This is a genomic window from Erythrobacter sp. JB3-1, assembly GCF_057364995.1.
In genome coordinates, this window is record NZ_CP200289.1 from 646565 (window position 1) to 663247 (window position 16683).

Genomic DNA, 16683 nt, shown 5'->3' on the forward strand with positions numbered 1-16683 from the left:
TAAGTGTGAAGCGTGTTGGATATGATGTCCAGCGCGTAACGCAGACGGGATTTGGCGTGCTGTGCCGCGCTGTAACTGACGGGTTTCGCTAGAAAATTATGACCGACGCCGCATTGACGCCGACGCCGAATGATTGCGAATTGCCGCGCATCAGAGCGCAGTTCGATACGTTCAACGACGCCATTGACTACGCTGCGAAGAGCCAAAAGGGCCTCAACTTCCATGATATGCGTGGACAATTAGAGCGCGTTTATCCCTATTCTGAGCTTCGGGAAGACGCTCTTGTTATGGCCCGCCGCCTCATCGCGAGCGGAATTGGCAAGGAAGATCGCATTGCGCTGATCGCGGAAACCGGACCGGACTTTGCCGCCCTGTTCTGCGCCTGCGTCTATGTTGGCGCGTGGCCGGTGCCATTGCCGCTGCCGACCAGCTTTGGCGGCAAGGAAAGCTTCATCGATCAGCTCGCTGTGCAATTGAACAGCTCCGACCCTAAAATCCTGATCTACCCAGAAGAGATCGCTGAAATGGCAAGCGCGGCGGCGGATCGCCAAGATTGCGCGAGTGAAAGTTATGAGGACTTTGCAAAACGCGACGCGCCCGAATGCGAGCTGCCGAAAGCTGATCCAGAAGATATTTGCTATCTGCAATATTCCTCTGGCTCGACCCGTTTCCCAACCGGGGTTGCGGTGACGCACCGGGCCTTGCTGCACAATCTTTATGGCCATTCCACCAGCATGCAGCTGGGCGAGAACGAGCGCTGCGTCAGCTGGCTGCCGTGGTATCACGATATGGGTCTGGTCGGCTGTTTCCTGTCGCTGATCGCCAATCAGGTTTCCGGCGACTATCTCAAACCAGATGCGTTTGCGCGCCGTCCGCTGGCGTGGCTCGACGTGATCAGCCGCAATAAAGGCGGCACGCTCTCTTACTCACCAACCTTTGGCTACGACATTTGCGCGCGCCGCATTTCCAGCCAGAGCAATGTTGCGGAACGTTTTGACCTCTCACGCTGGCGCGTGGCGGGCAATGGCGCGGACATGATCCGCCCGGACGTTATGCAAAGCTTCGTCAACGCCTTTGCCGATGCTGGCTTCAAGGCAAGCGCCTTTACCCCGTCATACGGCCTCGCCGAGGCGGTTCTGGCCGTCACCGTCATGCCTCCGGGCGAAGGCATTCGGGTTGAGCTGGTCGAGGAAGAGCGCCTGTCCGGCACTCCGCGCGACATCTCGCGCCCGGCCCGCTACCGCGCGATCGTCAATTGCGGCAAGACCCTGCCCGATATGGATGTCGAGATTCGCGGAGAAGATGGCTATGCGCGCGGCGATCATCAAATCGGCAAGGTTTGGTGCCGCGGCCCCAGCGTCATGCACTCCTATTTCCGCAATGAAGAAGCGACCGAGGATTGCCTCGTCGATGGCTGGCTCGACACCGGCGATATGGGATATTTGGCCGATGGCTATTTGTTCATCGTCGGCCGCGCCAAAGACATGATCATCATCAACGGCAAGAACCACTGGCCGCAAGATATCGAATGGGCGGTTGAGCAGCTGCCCGGCTTCAACCACGGCGATATCGCTGCGTTCTCGATTGAAACCGACAATGGCGAGGAAGCGCCCGCTGTGCTGGTGCATTGCCGCGTCTCTGACCCGGCCGAGCGCATTCACCTGCGCGAACAGATCGCCGACAAGGTCCGCTCTGTCACCGGAATGAGCTGCGTCGTGGAATTGGTGCCACCGCGCACCTTGCCGCGCACCTCCTCTGGCAAGCTCAGCCGGGCGAAGGCGAAGAAACTGTATCTGTCAGGCGAGATTGTTCCGCTGGAATTGGCGGCTTAGTTCTTCAGATCACCCTACTTAATTCTAGTATGAATACTTCACTGCGGTACTGACTTTCCAAAACGCAAGATATTCAAAGTTTTATAACCTATAATACAAAGTTAGTTGACTCCCTATAATTATTCTGCACTCTTTGCATTAACAGAGGGGGCTCTAAAATGATTCGTAAATCAATAATTCTTGTATCCGCCGCAAGCCTTGGTTTAAGCGCGTGTAATACGCCCGGCTTTATTGGCCCACCTCGTCCCGTTCGCCTTGCTCATATTGATGGTGCAGTTGGCAAAGATAACTTTCAGTGTAAGCAAGGAAAATTTCAACAGAACAAAGTCATAAACTTGGAAAACGGCCAAAAAAAATATCCTACAGATAACTTAGCTCAGTATAATTTAGCTCACAACTTCTCTAATAATGTTTGCAAATCCCTTCACTCAAGTGCGGGTAATGAAAGAAGTGACGCGAGAGCAATGATGCAAAGTGGATTCACTTTGGTCAAGACGCGGTGTAACGATTTCTTTGCTGTTAAAGCATCTAGACAGACAAGTGCAAAAGCAATTCGTGGGCTTGTCCAACCTTTGACGACAGCAATAGCCGGAACTTTTTCCGTAATCAATTTTGGCAGTGAACGACGAGAAAGTGATGCGCTTGCCCTATTGGCTGTTGGCACTACGCTAACCAGCGCTGGAATTGATCTTTATGAAGAACAATTTCTGTTCGACTCAGACAATATCGATGCCGTGCGTGGTCTGACTATGAAAAAACTAAAAGAAGAGCAAGATGAAGCGCTGGCTAACAAACCCAGTGGATTTGATCCAGCCGTACAGGAATTGATCGACCACCAGATGATCTGTACGCCAGCCAGCATTTTGCGCTTAGTTCGTACCGCCATCGAGAAAGATCAAATCCAGACACGCCCAAGATCAACTAGTGGAAATAGCGCAGATCAACAGACAACTGGCGGTACTGGATCTGAAGTCGGTACGGAGCGCAATGCAAGCGAGGAAGGTGGTACAGGCTGATTTGGTTATTTCAAGCCATACTGCAAGTAGTCACAGGTATCGGTTCCTGTTCAATCTTAGCCACTAACAGACTGCATAACGCGAAAGCGCGCAGGCTCATTTAGACAGAACAGCCCAGCACGCACGGTGCCTGGGCTCACCGCAATGCTGGCCTTAAGACCGTTTCCGCCATCAGCTGAGCCGCGCAAAAGCGAAGAAGCTGTATCTGTCAGGCGAGATTGTTCCGCTGGAATTGGCGGCTTAGTACCGTAGGGCAAAGCCGTTTGGGCTGAGCTTATCGAAGCCCTGTCTTTTCTCATCGAAAGCAGCGCTAGAAGACAGTGCAGCCCTTCGACAAGCTCAGGGCGAACGGTGATAATCTAGACAAGGCCTAGGTGCCGCACCCGGCAAGAGCCTTATTCCCCTGGCGCTCCCCAGCGCGCATTGACCGGGCCGCGCGTGATCTCAATCTGCGGCGCTACGCCGCGCTGGGATAGAATCTCGGACGCCTGCATCAAGTCTTCCTCATTGCCTGACAGCACAACTGGTATATCAATGCGCTTGGCCGCCCATTCAATCGTGCTCAGCGCCTGTGCACCTTCAGGCGTTGGTCCGTCTTCGCCAAACGCGATGATGCTTGGCAAGCGGCCCATTGGCGGCAGCAGCTCAATCGTCCATTCCGGCTCTGTCGCGGCGATCCGCTGCTCCAGCGTGCGATAGGCGGACAAAGACGCCCCTTCGAGCCGTTGTGAGCGCACCATCGCTTTGCGCCGGGTGCGATCGACCAAGACATCCTCTGCTGGGACGCCCGCGACCAGCGCCAATCGCTGAGCGAGGTTCTCCGCGCGCGCACTCGCGGCGGCCTCTTCGCTCGCGCGGGTGGCAGAGATTTCGGCCTCTTCAGCCGCGCTGGCGCTGGTGCCGACTTGATATTGCGTCAGGGTCAACTCGACCGGTCGCCCCAGCCGCGTCATCAAAGCGCGCTCAACATCGGTCTCCGCATCGGCGCGCAGGCGCGGCGTCAGGACCGTGGCGTTCACGCCCAGCCCGTCGCCACTAAACTCAATCTCCATTTCGCTAAGCCGCGAGCGATCATCAAAAGTCTCGACGATCTCGCTGCGAACGATCCGCTGAGCATTGGCCTCCCACGCGATCTGGCTGAGCGACAGGCCGAGCGGTACAGCAAGCGCGATGAAGACCACCGCGACCATGAGGTTCTGAAAGTACGTTTGCCGCTGGCTGAGCGCGTGGCGGAAACCATAAAGGCGCGCCATCGCCCAGGCGACCAGCGCAATCGTGATCAGGTTGGTGACATAGAGCAGCAGCGCGCCGGAGAAGACCGTCCAATTGGACGTCGCCAAGCCAAAGCCAACCACCGCCAGCGGCGGCATCAAAGCGGTCGCAATCGCCACGCCCACAATCGTGCCCTCACGCCCGCGGATCATCGCATAGGCACCCGCGAGCGCGGAAAACAGCGCAACCATCAGATCAAACAGGTTGGGCCGGGTGCGCGCCGCGATCTCTGGCGTGATCGTCTGGATGGGTGAGAAAAACACGATCAGCGCGCACAGCGCCACCGCCATCACACTGCCCCAAGCGAGACTGCGCGCGGATTGTTTCAGCCACTCGTAATCGCCGATCGCCAAAGCAAAGCCGAGACCCATAATCGGCCCCATCAATGGGGAGAGCAACATCGCGCCGATTACAACCGCTGGTGAGGACAGCAGCAAGCCGAGGATCGCGATCCCGCCGCTCATCGCGGTCATAAACAGATAACGTTCCGAAAGCGCGCAATCCTCGCGCCGCTTTTCAATCACACTCGATTGCTGGACCGTGCCCACGACATCTTCGAGCCACCAGCGCCGCCAGCTGAACAGCACGCGCGAAAAGCTGGATTTGGACGGAATCGGATCCGGGTGACCGGTCGCCTTAGAGGCCGCAGACGTGCCCGCGGCGGATGACGCCGCCGCCATGGCCGAGCCTTGCCCCGTATTGCGCGCGGTGTCCTGGTCCTCGCCCAAGTCCGCACTGCGATCCCCATTATTGCTCATGATTATGCCCGTGTCTTTCTATGCTCACGCCAATCCGGTTACGCGGAAACGCGCGCAAACAAAAGCATACTTGCAAAAGCCCGCCTTTCGCGCAGCCATCGCCTGCGCGCTTTTGGATGGACGCGTGCCCGGCGATAAGGCATTATCTTGAATAGTGTGTCTTAGATTACTAATACAGCAAGAGAGATGCAGCCAGTTCAAGCCGCTGCCACCAGCATTTAGGCTGGCGTAAGCCACGACTTCAGGGAGTTGAAGAAGCCCGATGAATACGACGGAAACCACCACCAAGACGGCCACCGATTTTGAGTTGAGCCCGCCGGACCCCGTGCCAGCGGTTGCCCCAGAAAAGGCCGCAGGCCTGGTGCCAGTGGACGAGGAGAAGAAGTCCAAGCTCGATGAGAAGGTTGACGGCTTTGTAACGGATCTCGTCGCTGAGGACGCCAATTCACCGGCCTTTGGCGAGAAGGTCGATCAGATCACCCGCATGGGGCAGGAGCAAATCCGCGCCGCAGCCGCCATGTCCAACCGCTTCCTCGATCGCCCCGTGCGCTCAATGGATGGCGACGGCACAGTCGGCGCCGATCTCGCTGAATTGCGCCGCACCGTCGAAGACCTCGATCCGGGCCGCAAGGGCAAGCTGCTGGCACCGCGCAAGCTGTTCGGCATCATCCCGTTCGGCAACAAGCTGCAAAACTATTTTGACAGCTACACCTCTTCGCAGGGCCACATTCAAGCCATCCTGGAGCGGCTGTCCTCCGGCAAGAAAGAGCTGCACGAGGACAATGCAGCGATTGATGTTGAGCGGCAAAAGCTGTGGGCGGCGATGGGCGAGCTGGAGCAGATGATCCACATCGCCAAGAAGCTCGATGAAAAGCTCGAAGCGAAAGCCGATGAGCTGGATGCAACCGACCCGGCCAAGGCAAAAGCCTTGCGCGAAAGCGCGCTGTTCTATGTCCGCCAACGCACGCAGGATCTGCTGACGCAAATGGCGGTCAGCGTTCAGGGCTATCTCAGCCTTGATCTGGTGAAGAAAAACAATGTCGAGCTGGTCAAGGGCGTCGACCGCGCCAGCACCACAACCGTGGGCGCATTGCGCACGGCGGTAACTGTGGCGCAGGCGATGACCAACCAGCGGCTTGTGCTGGGCCAGATCACCGCGCTCAACCAAACCACCAGCGATATTATCGATTCCACCAGCACGCTGCTGCGCGAGCAGACCGGCCAAATCCACGAACAAGCCGCCTCCAGCACCATTCCGCTGGAAACGCTGCAGCGCGCGTTCCAGAACATCTATGACACGATGGACGAAGTTGATGAGTTCAAGGTGAAGGCGCTGGCCAGCATGAAAGAAACCGTCACCGTGCTGACCGATGAGGTCGAGAAATCGAAAGGCTATATCGCCCGCGCGGAAGGCCAAGCGCAGGCTGAAGCCAAGGTCGCCTCTGAGCCATCACTGCTGGCGCTGGATAGCTAAGGCTGGCGATGCAAGACACCACTACACAATCGGACCAGATCCTGAGCGCGGCGGGCAAGAGCCTGCAAGTGCAGCGCGAAGGCGGCACGCATCGCCCCGGCGATTCCATCGGCACGGGGTCAGCGGGAATAAAGAAGACCAATTGGCTCAAGCGATTACGCAACGCTGTTCTTGGGGTCGTCGCTTTATGGGTTGGCTTGGGCGTCTTGGGCGCGGTTATCGGTGGGCTTGGTACGATGGGCTTTCTAGCCGCAGTTATCGCCTCTCTCGGTGCCTTCTATTTGCTCAGCCAATACCCCAAAGTCAAAGTGCCCAAGCGCACCGAGCTCAAACAAGGCGAGCCTAAGCAAATGGTCGCCCGCACCGAACTGTGGCTGGAGGCTCAACGCCCGGCTCTGCCTGCACCGGCTGTAAAGCTGGTCGATCAGTTGGGCGTTCAATTGGACGCGCTTGGGCTGCAATTGGAAACGGTCGATCAATCCCATCCCAGCGTCGCCGAAGTGCGCGAGCTGGTGGGCGAGTACATCCCTGAGACGATCGACAATTACCGCAAGATCCCGGAGCATTTGCGCCGCGAAGATCATGTCGGCAAATCGGCTGATGACCGCCTTGCTGACAGCCTTGGCAAGATCAGCGGCGAGCTGGACCGTGTGACCCGCCGCTTGGCCGAGGGCGCGCTTGACGATCTGGCGATCAAGGACCGCTATCTCGAATACCGTTATGGCGGGGCTGAGGCGCTGGAGGACACTCCGAAATGAGGATTGCCCTGCCGCACGAATTGGGGCGCGAGGAAGTTCGCCGCCGCATGCACGAACATGCCGGTGAAATTGGCGGATTTTTTCCAGAAGGCATGGCGGAGGTTGATACATCCTGGCCGCATGAAGACAGAATGGACCTGCAAGTCAGTGTTTTCGGCCATAGTGTGACCGGCTTTGTAGAAGTCGAAGACACGCAGGCGATCATTGAGTTTGAACTGCCAGTAATCTTAAGCATGGCAAAACCGTTAATTGAAAAGGCCGTCCGCAAAGAAGGCGGCCAGCTGCTAGAAAAGCGCTAATTCCGCACATTTACTTAGCAAGACTACTGATAATAGCCTGAATACTGCGCTTTAATTCGATCCAAATCGGATGGATCGTGTAAACCAAGAATTTGCACAGAGGACAACTTCCTGTCATTAGCGCTGCGACCGCGCCCATTTTATGGTGAATGGCGCCGCTGCGACGGGGAGCATTCGTTATCAAGCAGCCTAGCGATAGCAGAAATCTACGGGCAATCCTGCGCGAGGCGACCGCCCACACGCACGACCAGCTTGATGAGGCGATGCGTGCCGCTACTGGCTGGACCACCTCAGCCCATTACGCCGCCTTTCTTAGCCTGCAACATGCTGCGCGGCGCCCCGTAGAAGATTGGCTGGATGCCCACGCGCCCGAGGGGCTTTGCCCGCCCCCGCAATCGACTTTGATCGCCGCGGATTTGGCGGCGCTGCGCGTGGAGCTTCCTGCAAGGGCATCGAATTTCGAACTCAACATTGCCGGACCTTATGCAAAGGCCAGCATTCTAGGCGTCGCTTGGGTGCTGGCTGGATCATCCCTGGGCAACCGCGCGATCCTGCACGAACTTCGCCGCAATGGGCATGAGGATTGGCCAAGTGCATTTCTGGGCGATGACGCCATGCTCGCCTTTTGGAACGCGATGCGGCCAGGGATAGAGGCACCGACCAGCGCCGAAGCGGCCAATGCCGCGACTGAGGCCGCGCACGCGACATTCGCGCATTTCATCGCTGTTGCGAAGCCGTCTAGTGGGACCAAGCCAGAACAGGGCAGCGACGTACCGGCTTGCGACCCAGAAACGCCCCCGATGCTCGATGACGCTGACGCAGACGATGCACTGATACCATCCGAAGACGGCGCCAATGAAAGCCGCCAGGCCAGCACAACACCCAAGACGACGAAAGAGCCTGTATGAGCTTCTCCGCAACTGAGCAGGAATTGACCGAATGCGACCGCGAGGCGATCCACCACATCGCCGCCGTCCAACCCTTTGGCGGTCTGATCGCGCTCAATTCCGATTGGTACATTGCGCATCGCTCCGCCAATTGCGCTGAACTCTTGGGGCTTGAGAAGAACCCGGAGCCGGGCGAGGAACTGGCCGCCATTTTTCAGCCGCGCGCGCTTGAAATCCTGCGTGACGGGATTGGCCGCGTTACACAGGTCGATCAGGTTGAGCGGCTGTTTGGCGTTCGCCTGAGCGCGGGCGGAGAGCTGTTCGATATCGCGCTGCACTCGGCTGGTCCGAAGATCATCATCGAATTTGAGCCGCACGAAACAGACAAATACACCGAGCATTTGGCGCTGATCGGCTCGCTGATCTCTAAGCTGGAGCCGCTACGCGATGTGCAAACGCTATGCGACCATGCGGCAAAGCTGGTGCGCGAAATGCTCGGTTATGACCGGGTTATGGTATACAGATTCCAAAATGATGGCAGCGGCGAGGTTGTATCCGAGAAAAAGCGCAGCGACCTTGAGCCGTTCCTGGGCCTGAGATATCCGCGCGCCGACATCCCGCAGCAGGCTAGAGAACTGTTCCGGCGCAATCGCTTCCGCATAATCGGCGACACGAAGGCGGAGCCAGTGCCGATCGAGCCTGAAGTGGCCGTGACGGGCGAACCGCTCGATCTATCCATGAGTGTGCTGCGCTCGCATTCGCGCATGCATATGAAATATCTCGTCAATATGGGCGTGGATGCGTCATTTTCGATCGCTATTGTGCGGCAGGGCAAGCTGTGGGGGCTGATCTCCGGCCACCATTGTTCGCCGCGCGTGCCCGCATTCTCACTGCGCACGGTGGCAGAGATGTTTTCGCAAATGTTCTCGCTGATGCTCGACCGGATCCTGATTGATGAGGCGGATCAAGTGCGCAAGCGCGGGCAGGCTTTGCACGATCAATTGATGGTGCGTTTGGCTGGAGGCGCGTCGCTCAGTCAGAATTTGCCCATGCTGCATGAGCTGCTCAAGAACGTCATCCCGCATGATGGCTCATCCGTGATGGTCGACGGGGTCTATACCTCCAACGGGATCGCCCCTAGCGAAGAGCAGTTTCGCTCGCTGCTGCCCGCGCTCAACAGCGCGGCGATCAGCACAATTATCTCCACCCATACGCTCAAAGACGAGATTCCGGCCGCGAAGGAATTGCAGGACGTCGTTGGCGGGGCGCTGTTCCTGCCTATCTCGCGTGCGCCGCGCGACTTTCTGGTGCTGTGGCGCAGGCCGCTCACACGGATTGTGACCTGGGCGGGCGATCCCGAAAAGGCGAAAGCTGCAAAGGGTGAACGCTTGGAGCCGCGCGGCAGCTTTGCGGCTTGGCGCAGCGAGATTGAGGGCACCAGCGAAGAGTGGAGCGAGCCAGAGCTGCAAATCGCCGAAAGCCTGCGGGTGACGCTGCTCGAAGTGGTCTTGCGCATGACAGACGAGGTTGCGCGCGAGCGCAGCCGGGCGCAGGAACAGCAAGAGCTGCTTATCTCAGAGCTCAATCACCGCGTGCGCAATATCCTCAATTTGATCCGCAGCCTGGTGAACCAGTCTCAACATGACGCCAGCAGCATCATTGATTTCAGCCATATTATTGGCGGCCGGATCAACGCGCTGGCCAGCGCGCATGACAATATCACGCGTGAGAATTGGGCCCCCGCGCCGCTGTCCGCTTTGCTGAAGACAGAGCTGCAGGCCTATCTCAACGAGAAACGCGACCGGCTGATGCTGAACGGTGAGGAAGTCCTGATCAAGCCAGAGGCCTACACCGTGCTGGCGCTGGTGGTGCATGAGCTCGTCACCAATTCGGCCAAATATGGCAGCCTGTGCGACAGCCATGGCAAGCTGTCGATTGACCTCGACCAGACCACAAGCGGCGATCTGGAAATCTACTGGAAGGAGCAAGGCGGGCCGCCAGTCAAGCCGCCAACGCGGCGCGGGTTTGGCTCAACCATTATTGAGCGCTCGATCCCCTATGAGTTGAAGGGGGAGGCCGATGTCCGCTTCAAGCTCACCGGCCTAGAAGCAAAATTTGTGATCCCAGCGCACTTTATCGCGCAGGCCGAGGCGCAAGCTGAAGAATATATCACCGAAGAAGAACGCAAAATTGCGGCGGCCAAGGCAGCGCAGCTCGCCAAATTGCCCAAATCGGTTCTGCTGGTTGAAGATAGCATGATCATCGCACTCGACACCGAGGAAAGCCTCAAACGCCTCGGCGTGGAGCATGTCGCGGTCGCAAGCAGCGTCGATGGTGCGCTAAATGAACTGAGCAAGCGGCGTCCTGATTTTGCGATCCTCGATTTCAACCTCGGCACCGAATCCAGCGCGCCAGTGGCGAGCGCCCTACGCGAGGCCGGCGTGCCATTCGTGCTTGCAACCGGCTATGGCGAGATGGAAAACCAGCTGGATGAAATCGGCGCGGACGGGCTCCTGCGTAAGCCCTATGGCCGCGAAGATATCAGCCATGTGCTTGGGGTGAGCGAGGCCTAGGCCAGCGCGTCTAAACCTGCTTGGCGCTCACAACCAAGGTTACTTTGGCACCGGCAAAGTCGAACAGGTCAAGGCCGCTTGCAACCACGCATTCGCCCGCTTTCGCGCGCGTGTCTCCAGCATCCCCCGACGCCTCGGCACTCCACGTAACCTCGCCATCAATCGGCAGCACCAGGATCGTTCCGCCCAGAGCTGCGCAAGTCTCCGCATCTGGCGCGCCTTCGACCCGGTCGACCCGGAAGTGCGGCGCGTCAAACAAGACCTGCCCACGCGCCGCGACTGTACCCTTATGGCTGGCATCGTACTGGCTGCCGCTGGCAACGGCCATCGCTCGCTCCAAATGCAGCTCTCGTGGGCGGCCATAATCATAAAGGCGGAAGGTGGTATCGCTGTTCTGCTGGACTTCGATCAGCTTCAAACCCGGCCCGATTGCATGGACCGTTCCCGCTGGCAGAAAGAACAGATCGCCCGCCTTCGCCTCATACCAGGTGAGCAGGCTTTCAATCTCGCCGCTGATCGCGGCCTTTTTCATTTGCTCAGATGTGACCGGCTCCTCAAAGCCAATCGCCAGTTTCGCACCCGGCTCTGCATCGAGCACCAGCCAGCACTCGTCTTTGCCTGCTTCATCGCCCTCAGCATCATCGTCGCCGGGATGCACCTGAACCGACAATTTCTCGCTGGTGAAAAGGTATTTGACCAGCAGCTCGCTCGAGCTCTGGCGGCGGCTCAAACCACACCTCACCCACCAGCATGGGCCGTCCATCCGGCCCCTTGCTGCGTGCGACCGCGCGGCGATCAAATGGCGCTGGCAGATTGGTTCGCCCCCACACCTTCTCGACCCGGCGCGTGGCCAGCTTGCGTGCGAAGCGCTCCGGCTGCGGCCCGGCATGATTAGTCTGTGGGGTAGCGCTCATTGCTCATTGGGTCCTGAGAGTTTGCCGACCTTTTGCGCGCCATCGCGCGTGGTCACCAAGACCTCGTCCCCATCGACGATGATGCACACATCTTCAAGACCAATTGCGGAAATGCGCGGCCCATCGCTGATCGCAAGAACATTTGTGCAATCGGCAAACTCGCTGTTTTCCAGTGCCACATTGCCGCTCGCATCGCCTTGCAGAGCATCATGCAATGCGGCCCAATTACCAATGTCCGACCAGCCCATATCAGCCGGCACCATTGCGGCACGCGCGGTGTTTTCCATCACCGCATAATCAACCGACTCGCCGATGATCGCAGCAAAGGCTTCGCGCGCCGGATTGAACCGCGCGCCCTCTTCGTGGCCATCCTCGGCAGCACGCCGAACCAGCTCCGCCATATCCGGGCGATGCCGCGCCAATTCATCCAGAAATGCGCCCGCGCGAAAGGCAAAAATTCCGCCATTCCAGCTGTATTCACCGCTTTCGAGATAGCTCTTCGCCGTCGTCAAATCCGGCTTTTCAACGAAGCGCTCAATCGCAAAACCGCCCGGCAAGGGTTTGCCGCGTTTGAGATATCCATAGCCCGTTTCAGGGCAATCCGCCGCGATCCCGAAGGAGACTAAGTAATCGTTCTCCGCCAGCTCAGCAGCAGCACGGGCCGCTGCGCAAAAGGCGGCAGTATCCGCGATGTGATGATCACTGGGGCACACCAGCATGATCGCTGCCGAATCCAGCCGGGCCGCAGCCAAAGCGATGGCCGGGGCCGTGTTGCGCGCGGCGGGCTCAATAATCGGCTGCGCGGTGCGGGACATGTCGGCCAATTGCTGCTCAATCAAATCCGCATGTGCCTCACCCGCGACAATCATCGGCATTGCGAACTGGCTGGCGTCGCTGGTCCGCTCAATCGCCTGCTGAAACAGGGTCGTCTCGCCGATCAGCGGCAGGAACGGCTTCGGCTTGTTCCGGCGGCTGACCGGCCACAGCCGGGTGCCCGCGCCGCCGCACAAGATAACAGGGTGGATTGTGGCTGAGGTCATTGTGTGGCCAGCTTAGCTCGGGAGGGACTAACGATGGGTAACTGAAACATTAGAACCACCTTTGCCGCCAATAAAACGGCGCTGCAACAGGATTGCCGTTGGCATCCTGAGCAGGCCGGAACCCCAGTCTGCCTTCGACCAGCTGGCAAGTGATGCGATCAGCCTCTGGATCGGGGCTTGCCCGGTAAACGGAGCAGTTGCGCGCGCGCCCATCGGTCCCAACCGTCACTTTCACAATCACCTCCGTGCCGCGCCGCGCTGTGCGCCCGCCCGCAGGGATGGGATAGTCCCGCGCATTGTTGATCGAGCCTGAGATATGCACCGGCTTGCTAACCGCAATGCCGCCCTGCCCGCCGCCCTGGTTGCCGCTGCCCGTGCCAAGGCCGCTGCCCGCTGCGCCCGTGCCATCCCCGGTTTCGCGCGCGCCAGAATTGACCGCTGTGCCGGTGGAGGAGGCGCGCGGCTGAGGCGGGTCTTGCTTGACCGGCACCTTCGGCGTCGGCGCGGTCACAGGCTTTGGCACCGCCTGCCGCCCGGGATCGCCTTGCGCGCCCTCATCAGGCTGCGGCTCGTTTTCAGGTGGCGGAGGGTCCGGCGGCGCAGTGATCGTCACCGAAAAGGTGGAGACGACGCTGCGCTCAACTGATGCAGTCAGATCCGGGGCGAAGGCGCGCGCCAAGCCGTAGAGCGCCGCCACATGCAACAGCACAATCAGCACCAGCAGAGGCCAGCGCGGTCGGCGGCGACGCGCCGCATAACTTGCTTTTGCCATAACCTCCCCGCTGTCCTTTGCACCTTTAAGTATTTGCCCGCATCTCACGTCGAACGCGGCGGTATGCTCTATACGCCATTGTTCAAGGGTTAGCGATGGAGTGCAAGCCACGTGCACGCAGTACAACCCCAAGAGCCAGCGCGGCTGGCTTGTTTTGCAATAGGTGCAATCGACCGCCGCAGCGTGATTGGCGCGGCGGTCGGCTTTGTCGTGTTTGCAACGCTTGCGATCATCAGCCTCGAGCTGTCGCGATTTGGCGGCGCCTTGGCCAAGATTTGGCTCCCCAATGGGGTTGCGGTCGCGTTCCTGCTGCGCGCGCGATTGAGCAATGAAATCCTGTTTTTGACCGCAATCTTTGTATCGGGCTTTATCGGCAATTATAGCACGGATTTCCCGGTCCACATGCCATTTGTGTTCGCGGCAGCCAATATCGTCGACATCGCGATCATCGTCTCACTCGTCAGGTTGGTATGCGGAATGCGGCCCGACATGACCAATCTGGAGCACTTGGCTAAAATTGTTCTGATCGGCGGGCTGGTGGGCCCGCTTCTGTCTGCGATGGTCGCGGTGCTCGCAATGGTTCCAAATTTGGCAGCCATGGCGGATACCGTTCAAACCTGGTTCCTAACCGACAGCCTGGGAATGGTGCTGATCGTTCCGACGGCGCTGCTGTTGCATGATGCCATCCGTAATTTTCAGCGACCCACCAATTCGCAGCTGGTCGAACGATCAGTCATGCTTATCGCGGGCTGTGGATGCGCTTTTCTGGTGTTTTACCAGCCTAGCTATCCGCTGCTGTTCCTGATCCCGCCAATCACTTTGCTGCATGCATTTCGCTTGGGCAACACTGGCACCGCAATCTTCGTCGCTCTGCTGGCGTTTGTCGCCATGGCAATGACCTGGAGCGGCTATGGCCCGATCGCCGCAGCCGGCGTATCCCCTCAGATGCAGGCGCACCTGCTTCAAGCATTTGTCGCTGCAAACTTCCTCACTGGTCTTCCCGTCGCGGTCATCTTGGCCGGGCGCGAACGCATGATGGAGGAGCTGGAACAGGGCAAACGCGAGCTGGCCTTACTGGCTGAGAACACAACCGATGCCTTGATGTGTTTCGACCTTCAGGGCCGCTGCACCTACGCCTCACCATCGGTTGCAACCGTGCTGGGGGAGCCGCCAGAGAGCTTTATCGGCAAGCGTCCCAGCGAGCGAACACACGAGGAATCGCGCGAGCTGATCTCTGAAGCACAAGAGCGTCTCATCACCGGTATCAGCGCGAATGAGCGCTTCACTTACCGGCGCTTTACCGACAGCGATGAGGGACTGCCGGTCTTTATCGAGGCGGAATGCGCGGTCGCTTACAGCCCGGAAAATGGAGAGCGCGAAGGCATTGTGGTGTCTGCTCGCAATGTCACAGAACGGGTGGAGCTCGAACTCCTTCTCACCCGCGCACGGCGCAAAGCGGAGCGCGCAGCACGCGCGAAATCAGAATTTCTCGCCAATATGAGCCACGAAATCCGCACGCCAATGAACGGCGTGCTCGGTTTTGCTGAGTTGACCCTGCAGAGCGAGCTCCATCCTGAGCAACGCCGCAATGTTGACCTGATTGTGCAATCGGGGCGTTCCATGATGTTGCTCCTCAATGACATCCTCGATTTGTCCAAGATCGAAGCTGGGGAAATCAACATCGACAAGCAAGCTCTGGACCTCGATGCCACGCTGGAGGAATGCGCAGCACTCCACCGCCCCAGCGCTGAGAAAAAAGGCCTGGAGCTGCATTTCGAAAGCGATGCAGGAGAACCCTGGGTCACAACAGATGGCCTCCGGGTGCGGCAGATCGTGCTCAACCTTATCGCCAATGCGATCAAATTCACTGAGTTCGGCCGCGTCACGGTCAGCTATCGGATTGAGTACGGCCAGATCGTAATAGAAGTGCTCGACACCGGCATTGGCATCAGTCCCAAGCGCCTAGGCAGTATCTTCAAGCCATTCACACAAGGTGAAAGCACCACAGCGCGCCGTTTCGGCGGAACAGGCCTCGGCCTCTCCATCAGCCGCCAGCTGGCAGAATTGCTGGGCGGAACCTTAGAAGTGGAAAGTGAACCCGGGCGCGGCTCATGCTTCACGCTGACCCTGCCGTTCTCCAAGGCACAACCTCTGCCAGAAATTGAGCCCGCCTTGGATCTGCCAAAGCCAGAGCATTTGCCGCGCGGCACGCGGATCTTGCTCGCAGAAGATCACGATGTGAACCGTCTGCTGGTCACCGAAATGCTGGAGCAATGCGGCCAGAATGTCTCGATCGCGCATGACGGCAATGAGGCCATTGCAATGGTGATCGACGCATTCCTGCGCGGTGATCCCTATGACCTTGTGCTGATGGATGTGCAGATGCCGGGCTGCGATGGCTATGCCGCCACCCGCGCGATCCGAGGCGAAGGGATTGGCGGCGACATTCTGCCAATCATTGCGCTCACCGCCAATGTGTTTCCCGAAGACATTGCGGCGGCACGCGACGCTGGGATGCAAACGCACCTCGCCAAACCGCTGCAATTCGCGAAATTGGCGCGCGCACTTCAGCGCTGGCTGCCAACCAGAATCGTCGAGGAAAACACTCCTGCGGAATACGAGGACGCGCCCGGGCCGCAGCGTGCTTCAGATCAACAAAGCGAAGCCGCAAACCACCCTCAGCCAGAGTTGGCCAAGCAATCGCAAGTTATCGACTTCCCTGCCCCGCCAAGCGAGCAATTCCCGTCGCATTCGCCCGCTCTGATTGAGCGTTGGGAGGCTCGCCGCGAGGAGGCGCTAGAAGCGCTGCGAGACGCAATGAAGGCCGGCGGTTTTGATGCAGAGCGCAAAGACGAAATCCTGCAATTGCTGCACAAATTGGCCGGCACCGCCGCCATGTTCGGCGAGGCAGAACTGGGCGACAGAGCCGCCATGCTGGAGCAAGCGCTGCGCGGTGAATTTGATCCTGCGGTGCAGCTCAATTTGCTGCGCGATGCGCTCAGCATTGCTGAGGATCGCGATCAATCCGAACCCCGAAGCAGCAGCTCGCGCGCCTAACCCTGCCCGCGAAACGCAAACGGCGGAGCCC

Annotated in this window: 12 protein-coding genes; 8 read left to right on the forward strand and 4 right to left on the reverse strand. The window is 58.8% G+C overall.

Annotated elements, in window-relative coordinates:
* The first annotated feature begins 98 nt into the window (after positions 1-98).
* Together AC0V6M_RS03100 and AC0V6M_RS03105 are read left to right on the forward strand one after the other, a co-directional pair.
* Positions 99-1832 (forward strand): fatty acyl-AMP ligase, encoded by a 1734-nt coding sequence (locus AC0V6M_RS03100; protein WP_486137403.1) that lies wholly within the window; start codon positions 99-101, stop codon positions 1830-1832.
* Between the two features lie 158 nt (positions 1833-1990).
* On the forward strand, positions 1991-2848 hold the full coding sequence (locus tag AC0V6M_RS03105) for a hypothetical protein (RefSeq protein WP_486137404.1): 858 nt from the start codon (positions 1991-1993) through the stop codon (positions 2846-2848).
* Positions 2849-3243: 395 nt separating this feature from the next.
* Here AC0V6M_RS03105 and AC0V6M_RS03110 read toward each other — a convergent pair whose 3' ends face one another.
* Positions 3244-4878: a TIGR00341 family protein gene (locus AC0V6M_RS03110; RefSeq protein ID WP_486137405.1), complete on the reverse strand. Its 1635-nt coding sequence runs from the start codon at positions 4876-4878 to the stop codon at positions 3244-3246.
* A 262-nt stretch (positions 4879-5140) separates the two neighbouring features.
* Between AC0V6M_RS03110 and AC0V6M_RS03115 the strand changes: the two genes are divergently transcribed.
* The 5 genes from AC0V6M_RS03115 to AC0V6M_RS03135 all read left to right on the forward strand — a co-directional run bounded on the left by AC0V6M_RS03115 (position 5141) and on the right by AC0V6M_RS03135 (position 10869).
* The gene (locus AC0V6M_RS03115) at positions 5141-6352 is read left to right on the forward strand and encodes a toxic anion resistance protein (RefSeq protein ID WP_486137406.1); all 1212 of its coding nucleotides are present in this window, start codon (positions 5141-5143) and stop codon (positions 6350-6352) included.
* 8 nt (positions 6353-6360) lie between these two features.
* Positions 6361-7110 carry a hypothetical protein gene (locus tag AC0V6M_RS03120; RefSeq protein ID WP_486137407.1) on the forward strand — a complete coding sequence of 250 codons (750 nt, stop codon included), beginning with the start codon at positions 6361-6363 and terminating at the stop codon, positions 7108-7110.
* Positions 7107-7409 (forward strand): polyhydroxyalkanoic acid system family protein, encoded by a 303-nt coding sequence (locus AC0V6M_RS03125; protein WP_486137408.1) that lies wholly within the window; start codon positions 7107-7109, stop codon positions 7407-7409. The genes AC0V6M_RS03120 and AC0V6M_RS03125 overlap by 4 nt, the downstream gene beginning before the upstream one ends.
* A 263-nt stretch (positions 7410-7672) precedes the next feature.
* The gene (locus AC0V6M_RS03130) at positions 7673-8317 is read left to right on the forward strand and encodes a biliverdin-producing heme oxygenase (protein ID WP_486137409.1); all 645 of its coding nucleotides are present in this window, start codon (positions 7673-7675) and stop codon (positions 8315-8317) included.
* Positions 8314-10869, forward strand: coding sequence for an HWE histidine kinase domain-containing protein (locus AC0V6M_RS03135; RefSeq protein WP_486137410.1), 2556 nt, complete (start codon positions 8314-8316; stop codon positions 10867-10869). Before AC0V6M_RS03130 ends, AC0V6M_RS03135 begins: the two co-directional genes overlap by 4 nt.
* Positions 10870-10879: 10 nt before the next feature.
* Here AC0V6M_RS03135 and AC0V6M_RS03140 read toward each other — a convergent pair whose 3' ends face one another.
* The 3 genes from AC0V6M_RS03140 to AC0V6M_RS03150 form a co-directional block, all read right to left on the reverse strand.
* Positions 10880-11599 carry a class I mannose-6-phosphate isomerase gene (locus AC0V6M_RS03140; protein ID WP_486137411.1) on the reverse strand — a complete coding sequence of 240 codons (720 nt, stop codon included), beginning with the start codon at positions 11597-11599 and terminating at the stop codon, positions 10880-10882.
* 180 nt (positions 11600-11779) lie between these two features.
* The gene (locus AC0V6M_RS03145) at positions 11780-12823 is read right to left on the reverse strand and encodes a mannose-1-phosphate guanylyltransferase (protein WP_486137412.1); all 1044 of its coding nucleotides are present in this window, start codon (positions 12821-12823) and stop codon (positions 11780-11782) included.
* Positions 12824-12872: 49 nt separating this feature from the next.
* Positions 12873-13595: a TonB family protein gene (locus AC0V6M_RS03150; protein WP_486137413.1), complete on the reverse strand. Its 723-nt coding sequence runs from the start codon at positions 13593-13595 to the stop codon at positions 12873-12875.
* A gap of 111 nt (positions 13596-13706) precedes the next feature.
* Here AC0V6M_RS03150 and AC0V6M_RS03155 point away from each other — a divergent pair, with 111 nt between their 5' ends.
* The gene (locus AC0V6M_RS03155; RefSeq protein WP_486137414.1) at positions 13707-16652 is read left to right on the forward strand and encodes an ATP-binding protein; all 2946 of its coding nucleotides are present in this window, start codon (positions 13707-13709) and stop codon (positions 16650-16652) included.
* Positions 16653-16683: the final 31 nt, after the last annotated feature.

Bases quoted from the DNA above. Each gene is read 5' to 3' on its own strand.
- AC0V6M_RS03105 (WP_486137404.1), top strand. From the start codon at position 1,991: ATGATTCGTAAATCAATAATTCTTGTATCCGCCGCAAGCCTTGGTTTA.
- AC0V6M_RS03150 (WP_486137413.1), bottom strand. From the start codon at position 13,595: ATGGCAAAAGCAAGTTATGCGGCGCGTCGCCGCCGACCGCGCTGGCCT.
- AC0V6M_RS03120 (WP_486137407.1), top strand. From the start codon at position 6,361: ATGCAAGACACCACTACACAATCGGACCAGATCCTGAGCGCGGCGGGC.
- AC0V6M_RS03100 (WP_486137403.1), top strand. From the start codon at position 99: ATGACCGACGCCGCATTGACGCCGACGCCGAATGATTGCGAATTGCCG.
- AC0V6M_RS03115 (WP_486137406.1), top strand. From the start codon at position 5,141: ATGAATACGACGGAAACCACCACCAAGACGGCCACCGATTTTGAGTTG.
- AC0V6M_RS03135 (WP_486137410.1), top strand. From the start codon at position 8,314: ATGAGCTTCTCCGCAACTGAGCAGGAATTGACCGAATGCGACCGCGAG.
- AC0V6M_RS03130 (WP_486137409.1), top strand. From the start codon at position 7,673: ATGCGTGCCGCTACTGGCTGGACCACCTCAGCCCATTACGCCGCCTTT.
- AC0V6M_RS03110 (WP_486137405.1), bottom strand. From the start codon at position 4,878: ATGAGCAATAATGGGGATCGCAGTGCGGACTTGGGCGAGGACCAGGAC.
- AC0V6M_RS03145 (WP_486137412.1), bottom strand. From the start codon at position 12,823: ATGACCTCAGCCACAATCCACCCTGTTATCTTGTGCGGCGGCGCGGGC.
- AC0V6M_RS03125 (WP_486137408.1), top strand. From the start codon at position 7,107: ATGAGGATTGCCCTGCCGCACGAATTGGGGCGCGAGGAAGTTCGCCGC.